The organism is Agromyces sp. NDB4Y10 (genome assembly GCF_001620055.1).
Taxonomy (GTDB): domain Bacteria; phylum Actinomycetota; class Actinomycetes; order Actinomycetales; family Microbacteriaceae; genus Agromyces; species Agromyces indicus.
In genome coordinates, this window is sequence record NZ_LQGY01000045.1 from 1 (window position 1) to 8,095 (window position 8,095).

At 74.3% G+C, this 8,095-nt stretch carries 9 protein-coding genes and 1 pseudogene; 5 read left to right on the plus strand and 5 right to left on the minus strand.

All coding sequences use genetic code 11. The features are described 5' to 3' along the window. A pseudogene (locus AVP42_RS11250) lies at positions 1-531 on the minus strand (molybdopterin molybdenumtransferase MoeA); the annotation flags it as partial. Positions 532-623: 92 nt separating this feature from the next. On the opposite strand from AVP42_RS11250, the gene AVP42_RS11255 reads away from it, so the two are divergent. From AVP42_RS11255 to AVP42_RS11265, 3 genes are read left to right on the plus strand one after another with little or no spacing between them, the layout of a single operon-like run. Then, positions 624-1,217, plus strand: a complete 594-nt coding sequence (locus tag AVP42_RS11255; RefSeq protein ID WP_067949074.1) for a sulfite oxidase-like oxidoreductase — start codon at positions 624-626, stop codon at positions 1,215-1,217. Positions 1,218-1,222: 5 nt separating this feature from the next. Continuing rightward, the gene (locus tag AVP42_RS11260; protein ID WP_067949091.1) at positions 1,223-1,963 is read left to right on the plus strand and encodes an FAD-binding oxidoreductase; all 741 of its coding nucleotides are present in this window, start codon (positions 1,223-1,225) and stop codon (positions 1,961-1,963) included. Next, positions 1,963-2,220 carry a DUF6510 family protein gene (locus AVP42_RS11265; RefSeq protein WP_067949076.1) on the plus strand — a complete coding sequence of 86 codons (258 nt, stop codon included), beginning with the start codon at positions 1,963-1,965 and terminating at the stop codon, positions 2,218-2,220. Before AVP42_RS11260 ends, AVP42_RS11265 begins: the two co-directional genes overlap by 1 nt. Here AVP42_RS11265 and AVP42_RS11270 read toward each other — a convergent pair. Next, the gene (locus tag AVP42_RS11270) at positions 2,195-2,584 is read right to left on the minus strand and encodes a DUF2200 domain-containing protein (protein ID WP_067949078.1); all 390 of its coding nucleotides are present in this window, start codon (positions 2,582-2,584) and stop codon (positions 2,195-2,197) included. The two genes, AVP42_RS11265 and AVP42_RS11270, sit on opposite strands and share 26 nt — an antisense overlap. Positions 2,585-2,643: 59 nt before the next feature. On the opposite strand from AVP42_RS11270, the gene AVP42_RS11275 reads away from it, so the two are divergent. Then, entirely contained in the window at positions 2,644-3,294 is a 651-nt protein-coding gene (locus AVP42_RS11275) for a hypothetical protein (protein ID WP_067949080.1), read from the plus strand. A 52-nt stretch (positions 3,295-3,346) separates the two neighbouring features. Then, complete coding sequence (locus AVP42_RS11280; RefSeq protein ID WP_067949082.1) at positions 3,347-3,643, plus strand: DUF503 domain-containing protein; 297 nt, start codon at positions 3,347-3,349, stop codon at positions 3,641-3,643. Between the two features lie 17 nt (positions 3,644-3,660). Here the strand turns inward: AVP42_RS11280 and hutI are convergent, their stop codons facing one another. From hutI to AVP42_RS11295, 3 genes are all read right to left on the minus strand, one after another. Beyond that, positions 3,661-4,896: an imidazolonepropionase gene (gene hutI / locus AVP42_RS11285; protein WP_067949084.1), complete on the minus strand. Its 1,236-nt coding sequence runs from the start codon at positions 4,894-4,896 to the stop codon at positions 3,661-3,663. A gap of 3 nt (positions 4,897-4,899) precedes the next feature. Beyond that, complete coding sequence (gene hutU, locus AVP42_RS11290) at positions 4,900-6,621, minus strand: urocanate hydratase (RefSeq protein WP_067949086.1); 1,722 nt, start codon at positions 6,619-6,621, stop codon at positions 4,900-4,902. Between the two features lie 78 nt (positions 6,622-6,699). Then, positions 6,700-8,095, minus strand: a 1,396-nt coding sequence (locus tag AVP42_RS11295) for a M23 family metallopeptidase (protein WP_067949089.1), incomplete at its 5' end; no start/stop codon positions are given.

Consider the following 8,095-nt stretch of genomic DNA (forward strand, 5'->3'; position numbering starts at 1 on the left):
CGCGGCGGCGGCCGCGACCCGGCGCGCGTCGAGCACGACGCCCGCACCGAGCAGCGGGTCGCCGGCGTGGAGGTCCTCGCCGCGGCGGCGGATGTGGTGCCCCGGCCGCGGGGCGGTGCGGATCGCGACCCGCTCGGTCCCGGCATCCGTTCGCTCGACGGGCACCACCGCGTCGGCACCCGGCGGGATCGGCGCGCCCGTCATGATGCGCGCCGCCTGCCCGGTGCTGACCGTCGCCCCGCTCGCCGAGCCGGCCGGCAGGTCGGCGACGACGTCGAGCACTACCGGGGCGTCATCGGCGGCGGCCGCGACATCCGCCTCGCGCACGGCGTAGCCGTCCATGGCCGAGTTGTCGAAGGAGGGCAGGTCGACGAGCGCGTCGACCGGGACCGCGAGCGTGCGCCCCGCCGCATCCGCGAGCCCGACCGTCTCGACCCTGCCGAGCGGCGCGACCCCGGCGAGGACGCGCGCGAGGTGCGCGTCCACCGAGACGCGGTCGACGCCGTCGGGCGCCGGCGTGAACGTCGGCATGACCCAACGGTAGCCCTCGGGGCAGTGACATGACGCCGGAGCGGGGCTAGGGTGACCCCGACGGCGTCCGGTCCGAGCGGGAGGAGACGGGCATGTCGTTCATCACGAGGGGATTCACCGGGCGGGGCCGCGAGCGCGACGACCGATTGCCGCCGGGCCAGACGCTGGTCGGCGACTTCCCGGTGCTCTCGGCGGGACCCACGCCCGACATCGACACCGCCGACTGGGCGTTCACGATCCGCACCGAGTCCGGCACCGAGCATTCCTGGAACTGGGACGAGTTCATGGCGCTGCCCATCGAGGACGTCACGACCGACATCCATTGCGTCACGCACTGGTCGAAGCTCGGCACCGGATGGCGCGGCGTGTCGCTCGACACGCTCTTCGCCGACGTCGACACCGAACTCGAGTACACGATGGCGCACAGCTACGGCGGGTACACGACGAACGTGCCCCTCGACGACCTGCTCGACGGCAAGGCGTGGGTCGCCTTCGAGTACGACGGCGAACCGCTCGACCCCGAGCACGGCGGGCCCGCGCGACTGCTCGTGCCGCACCTATACTTCTGGAAGAGCGCGAAGTGGGTGCGCGGGCTCGAGATGATGGCCGACGACGAGCCCGGGTTCTGGGAGCAGAACGGATACCACCTGCGGGGCGACCCGTGGAAGGAGGAGCGGTACTGGTGAGCGGCATGCCGCGGCCCGGATGGCACGTCGCCACGGTCGCCGCGACCCGCCGCGAGACCCCGAACGCGACGCGCATCGAGCTCGACGTCGACGGGTGGCCCGGCAACGAGGCCGGCCAGCACCTCGACGTGCGGCTCACCGCCCCCGACGGCTACACGGCGACCCGGTCGTACTCCATCGCCTCCTCGGGTGAGGGATCCCGCGTCGTGCTCGCGGTCGACAAGCTGCCCGACGGCGAGGTCTCGCCGTACCTCGTCGACGAACTCCGTGCCGGCGATCGACTCGAGGTGCACGGCCCGCTCGGCGCGTTCTTCATCTGGCGACCGGCGGCGGTGACGGATGACGCGCGGCCGGTCCAGCTCATCGCGGGCGGCTCGGGCGTCGTGCCGCTCTTCGCGATGGCCCACGCGCACGCCGCCGCCGCCGATCCCACCCCGTTCCGGCTGCTGTACTCGGTGCGGACGCCGGACGACGTGTACTTCGCGTCCGAGTGGGCGGCGCTCGCCGCGGCATCCGCACCGCTGCGCCTCGATCTCGTGTACACGCGGCGCACCCCCGACGGGTGGTCCGCCCCGCCCGGGCGGATCACGCGCGACGCGCTCGAGGCCGCGGCGGTGCCTGCGGCGGAGCGCCCCCGGGTGTTCGTCTGCGGCTCGACGGGGTTCGTCGAGCGCGTCGCCGACTGGCTCGTCGAACTCGGGCACGAACCCCGCGACATCCGCACCGAACGATACGGAGGCACGTGATGACGAGTCACCTCGACGGCAACGCCCTCGCCGGGCCACTCGCCGACTTCTTCTCGTTCGACATCACCACGGCGACGGGCCGGTGCAAGGCGTGCGGCACGGTCGCGGAGCTCGCCCGCGCCATGGTCTACGTGAGCGGAGCCGGCACGGTGGTGCGGTGCGCGACCTGCGACCACGTGCTCGCGGTGCTCGTCGACACGGGCGAGCGCGCCTGGATCGACCTCGCCGGGGTCAGCGCGATCGAGGTGCGGCGCTGACGGTCGCGGCACCCGGCGACCGCAGGATCGAGGCCATCTTCTTGCCGCGGGCGAGCTCGTCGACGAGCTTGTCCATGTACCGGATCTGCTGCATGAGCGGGTCGTCGATCTGCTCGACGCGCACGCCGCAGACGACGCCCGTGATGAGTTCGGCGTTCGGGTTCATCGCCGGCGCGTTCGCGAAGAACGTCGCGAGGTCGCGGCCGTCGTCGATGGCCTCCTCGAGGCCGGCTTCGTCGTACCCCGTCAGCCAGCGGATGACCTCGTCGACCTCGGCGCGGCTGCGACCCTTCTTTTCCGCTTTCTGCACGTAGAGCGGATGGATGCTCGCGAAGCTCATCCGGAATACCCGGTGTCCGTCCATGGCGCCTCCCGCGGTCGCGTCGCGTTCGTTCCGTCTCCTCCGAGGATAGGCTGCCTCTCGTGCGCCGGCCCCGACCCAACGACGCGATGACGCAGGACGCCCGATTGGCGTGGACGATCGGCGGTGCGCTGCTCATCGCCTCGACGTTCGTCGCCGCGTTCCTCGGACCGGTCCTCTGGTCGGTCCCGGGCGGGGAGTTCCTCGGCCCCGTGCTCGTCGCGGGCGCCCTGCTGCTCTTCGCCTTCGGGTTCCGCGGCGCCGGCAGCGTCACCGCGGGGCGGCCGCTCGGGACGGTCGCGCTCGTGCTGCTCGCCCTGTGGTCGTTCGCGGATCGTGCGGTCTGGTGGCTCCTGCCGCTCGACGAGTCCACCCCGGAGCGCTTCGGCTTCCTGTTCGCGGCGATCCCGCTGCTCAGGGCGGTGCTGGCGGCGGTGGCCTGCGTGCAGATCGCACGTGCCGGCGTCGTCCCCGCGCCGTGGAACTGGGCGCCGTGCTGGGCGCTCGTCGCGGTGATCCTGCCGTCGCTCGCACAGGCGCTGCTCGTCGCGGCGGCGCCGCAGTCGGCTGATCAGGCCATCCTGACGCTGCTCGTCTCCCTCGACGGGCTCGCGCGGGCCGCGGCGGCGGTGTTCCTCGGCGTGCTGGCCATCGTGCTCGCGAACCGCCTCGATCGCACGCGGACGGTGGGCATCATCACGCCCGCACGCTGACGGCACCGTCGGTTCCGCGGCGGGTCGTCGCGGCCCGTGGGAGGCTGAGCGCGTGTGGATCGGCTGGATCGAGTTCGACCTGCTGCTCGGCGACGTGCACTCGCTGAAGCAGAAGCGGGGCACGCTGCGTCCGGTGCTCGCGGAGCTGCGGCGCGCCACCGAGGCCTCCGTCGCCGAAGTGGGCGACCACGACCTCCACCGCCGTGCCGCGATCGGCGTCGGCGTGGTGGCGGCCGACGCCGGCCGCGTCGGCGAGGTGCTCGACCGCGCCGAGCGGCTCGTCGCCGCGCATCCGGAGTTCACGCTCCTCTCGGCGCGACGCGGCCTGCGCCGCAGCGACGACGACTGATCCGAGGGGCGGCGGGCTCACGCCACGCGCGCCCCGTCCTTCCACGTCTCGGCGACGAGCGGCACGCCCGGCCGGTAGGCCAGGTGCACGTGCGACGGCGCGTCGAGCAGCGCGAGGTCGGCTCGAGCCCCGGGACGGAGGACGCCGACATCCGTTCGCCGCAGCGCCGCGGCACCCCCCGCGGTGGCGGCCCGCACCGCCTCGGCGGGCGTCATGCCCATCTCGCGCACGGCGAGCGCGATGCAGAACGGCATCGAGCTGGTGAAGCTCGACCCGGGGTTGCAGTCGCTCGCGAGCGCCACGGTCACGCCGGCGTCGATGAGGCGTCGCGCGTCGGGGTACGGATGCCGCGTCGAGAACTCCACGCCCGGCAGCAGCGTCGCCACGGTCCGCGAACCCGCGAGCGCCGCGACATCCGCTTCGCTCAGGTAGGTGCAGTGGTCGACGGATGCCGCATCGAGCTCGACCGCGAGGCGCACGCCGTCGCCCTCGCCGAGCTGGTTGCCGTGCACGCGCACGCCGAGGCCCTCGGCGCGGCCCGCCTCGAGCACGCGGCGGGACTGCTCGGCGTCGAACGCACCGCGCTCGCAGAACGCGTCGACCCAGCGGACGTGGGGCTTGCACGCCTGGAGCATCTCACCGGCCACGAGCTCGACGTAACCGTCGGCGCCGCCGGCGCGCTCGGTGAACTCCGCGGGGACCACGTGCGCGCCGAGGAACGTGACCTCGTCGGTCACCTCGGCGGCCAGCTGCGCGAGGCGCTCCTCGTCGACGACCGAGAGGCCGTACCCGGTCTTCACCTCGAACGTGGTCGTGCCCTGCCCGTGCAGCTCGCGGACGAACCCCGCGAGCCGCGCGCGCAGCTCGTCGTCGGTCGCCTCGCGCGTTGCCGCGACGGTCGAGCGGATGCCGCCCGCCTCGTACGCGCGCCCGGCCATGCGCGCCGCGAACTCCTCCGCCCGGTCGCCGCCGAAGACGAGGTGCGTGTGGGAGTCGACGAACCCGGGGATCACCGCGCGTCCGCGGGCGTCGAGCACCTCGATGCGGTGCGGGTGCGGCGAGTCCGCCGTCGCCTCGAGCGACGGAGCGTCGCCGGATCGCCCGATCCAGGTGATGACCCCGTCGTCGGCGACGAGGGCCGCGTCGCGGAGGATGCCGAGCGGGCCGCCCTCGCGATCCGGCGCCGGGTCGTTCGTGACGAGCTCGCCGATGCCGGTGACGAGCAGCCGTCCGGATGCTGCGGCGTGCGGCATCCGTCAGCCCTCGAGCATCGGCACGCGGAGGCCGCGCTCGCGGGCCACCTCGACCGCACGGTCGTAGCCGGCGTCGACGTGCCGCATGACGCCCGTGCCGGGGTCGTTCACGAGCACGCGCGAGATCTTCTCGGCGGCGAGGTCGGTGCCGTCGGCGACGACGACCTGGCCGGCGTGGATGGAGCGGCCGATGCCGACGCCGCCGCCGTGGTGGATCGACACCCAGGTCGCGCCCGACGCGGTGTTCAGCAGCGCATTGAGCAGCGGCCAGTCGGCGATCGCGTCGGAGCCGTCGGCCATCGACTCGGTCTCGCGGTACGGCGAGGCGACGGAGCCGGAGTCGAGGTGGTCGCGACCGATCACGACGGGCGCCGACAGTTCGCCCGAGGCGACCATCTCGTTGAACTTCAGCCCCGCGAGGTGGCGCTCCTGGTAGCCGAGCCAGCAGATCCGCGCCGGCAGGCCCTCGAAGTGCACCTTCTCGCCGGCCTGCTCGATCCAGCGGCGCAGGTGCGCGTCCTCCGGGAACAGCTCGAGGATGGCGCGGTCGGTCGCCGCGATGTCGGCCGGGTCGCCCGAAAGCGCCGCCCAGCGGAACGGTCCCTTGCCCTCGGCGAACAGCGGGCGGATGTAGGCGGGCACGAAGCCCGGGAAGTCGAACGCGTGCTCGTACCCGCCGAGCTCGGCCTCGCGCCGGATGGAGTTGCCGTAGTCGAACACCTCGGCCCCCTCGGCCTGGAAGCCGACCATGGCCTCGACGTGCCGGGCCATCGACCGGCGCGCGAGCTCGGTGAACTCGTGCGGGTCGGATGCCGCGAGCGCGTGCCACTCGTCGACGGACACGCCCTCGGGCAGGTACGAGAGCGGGTCGTGCGCGCTCGTCTGGTCGGTGACGATGTCGATGGGGACGCGCCGCTCGAGGAGCTCCGGGAACACGGTGGCCGCGTTGCCGACGACCCCCACGCTGAGCGCGGTCCCCGTCGCCTTCGCGGCGAGCACCCGCTCGACCGCGGCGTCCAGCGACGGTGCGACCTCGTCGAGGTACCCGTGGTCGACGCGTCGGCGGAGGCGCGTCTCGTCGACGTCGACGATGAGCACCGCGCCGCCGTTCATCGTCACGGCGAGCGGCTGCGCGCCGCCCATGCCGCCGCAGCCGGCGGTGAGGGTGAGCGTGCCGGCCAGCGTCGCCGACGCGACCTCGCCCGCGGTCGCCCCGCGCTTGGCGGCGAGCGAGCGGGCGACGGCGCCGAACGTCTCGTAGGTGCCCTGCAGGATGCCCTGGGTCCCGATGTAGATCCAGGAGCCGGCCGTCATCTGCCCGTACATCGTGAGGCCGAGCTGCTCGAGGCGGCGGAACTCGGGCCACGTCGCCCAGTCGCCGACGAGGTTCGAGTTCGCGATGAGCACTCGCGGCGCCCACTCGTGCGTGCGGAAGACGCCGACGGGCTTGCCCGACTGGACGAGCAGCGTCTCGTCGGCGTCGAGGGCCTCGAGCGTGCGCACGATGGCGTCGTAGGCCTCCCAGTTGCGTGCCGCCTTGCCGGTGCCGCCGTAGACGATGAGGTCCTCGGGGCGCTCGGCGACCTCGGGGTCGAGGTTGTTCATGAGCATGCGCAGCGGCGCCTCGGTCTGCCAGCTCTTCGCGGTCAGCTCGGTGCCGCGGGCGGCGCGGACGGTGCGGGGGCCGGCGGCGGTGCCGGTCGAGGTGGGTGCAGCGGTGGTCATGTTCCGATCCCACACCCTGGGGGCGGGGCGGGCAACGGATGCCGCAGCCGAGCTGTCCGGGATCCCGGACTCGCCGGCTCAGCCCAGCTTCACGCCGCGGGCCGCCATGAACGGGACCGCGTCGACCGCGGTGCCGTCGATGCGCACCTCGAAGTGGAGGTGGCATCCGGTCGAGGCGCCCGTGCTGCCGACCACGGCGATGAGCTCGCCCGCCGCGACCTCCTGGCCCGGGTCGACGAGGATGCCGCCCTCGCGGATGTGGGCGTAGCCGGTCGAGATGCCGGCGCCGTGGTCGATGAGGATCCAGTTGCCGTACGTGCCGTTGGGGCCCGCGGACGTCACGGTGCCGCCCGTCGCCGCGTAGATGCCCGCACCGCACTGGGCGGCGATGTCGGTCCCGCGGTGGAACTCGTTCACACCGGGGACGGGCTTCACGGGACGCGGGCCGAACACGTCGGAGATCGTGCCCGTGGCCGGGTTCGCCCACCCCTGCTCGCTGAGCTGCCCCACGTCCTGCGGGAGGGTGTCGACGATCGCGACCGTCTCGGCCGCGACGCGGGACTGCAGCCCGCGGAGGTCGGCGCGCGCGGCGGTGACGGCGGCCCGGGCGGCGTCGACCGCGGCCTGGAGGTCGTCGATCGGCACCGCCTCGACCGCGAGCCAGGCGGCCGCGGCGCGCTCCTCGGCCTTGACGGCGTCAGCCTCCCGGCGCTCCGCGATCTCGCGCAGCCGGTCGACGTCGCCCGAGAGCTGCTGCACGCGCTCGAGGCCGCCGAGGCCCGCGAGGAGGTCGTTGCCGGCCTTGAACGCCGCGTCGACGGAGGTGATCGCCGCGCCGTCGCCACGGCTCGCGGCGAGATAGGCGGCCGCAGCGCGCTCGGCGACGCCGCGGGCCTCCGCAGCGCGCTCGTCGAGTCGCTCGGCCGTCGTGCGCGCCACCTGCTGGGTCGTCCGCCCGGCGTCGAGGGCGGCCTCGGCCTCGCGGAGGTCGGCCTGCGCGCGCTCGAGCTGGGTGCGGAGCCCGAGCAGGGCCGTGACCTCGGCGTCGGCGGAGGTGTCGGTCGTCGCCATGCGGGCCACGGGGCCGTCGCCGACGAGCACGTACGGCGCGGGCGTCGTCGGGGCCGGGGCGGGCTTGGGCGCCGTGGTCGGCGCCGGAGTCGTGGGTGCGGGAGTGGGCGTCGGGGTCGGTGTGGGCGTCGGGGTCGGCGTGGGAGTCGGGGTCGGTGCCGGGTCGGTCGGTGCCGGGTCGGTGGGTGCCGGGTCGGTGGGTGCCGGGGCGGTGGGTGCCGGGTCGGTCGGCGCGGGCTCGGTGGGCGTCGACTCGGTGGGGGTCGTCGGCGCGGGCTCCGTGGGCGTCGGCTCGGCGGTCGGCGCGGCCGTCTCGGTCGAGCTCGTCGTCTGGTCGGTCTCGGAGGCGAAGGCGGGCGCCGTCGGAACGAGGCCGAGGAGCAGGGTGCCGGCGATCGCGGCG

Bases quoted from the DNA above. Each gene is read 5' to 3' on its own strand.
- AVP42_RS11255 (WP_067949074.1), top strand. From the start codon at position 624: ATGTCGTTCATCACGAGGGGATTCACCGGGCGGGGCCGCGAGCGCGAC.
- AVP42_RS11260 (WP_067949091.1), top strand. From the start codon at position 1,223: ATGCCGCGGCCCGGATGGCACGTCGCCACGGTCGCCGCGACCCGCCGC.
- AVP42_RS11265 (WP_067949076.1), top strand. From the start codon at position 1,963: ATGACGAGTCACCTCGACGGCAACGCCCTCGCCGGGCCACTCGCCGAC.
- AVP42_RS11270 (WP_067949078.1), bottom strand. From the start codon at position 2,584: ATGGACGGACACCGGGTATTCCGGATGAGCTTCGCGAGCATCCATCCG.
- hutI (WP_067949084.1), bottom strand. From the start codon at position 4,896: ATGCCGCACGCCGCAGCATCCGGACGGCTGCTCGTCACCGGCATCGGC.
- hutU (WP_067949086.1), bottom strand. From the start codon at position 6,621: ATGACCACCGCTGCACCCACCTCGACCGGCACCGCCGCCGGCCCCCGC.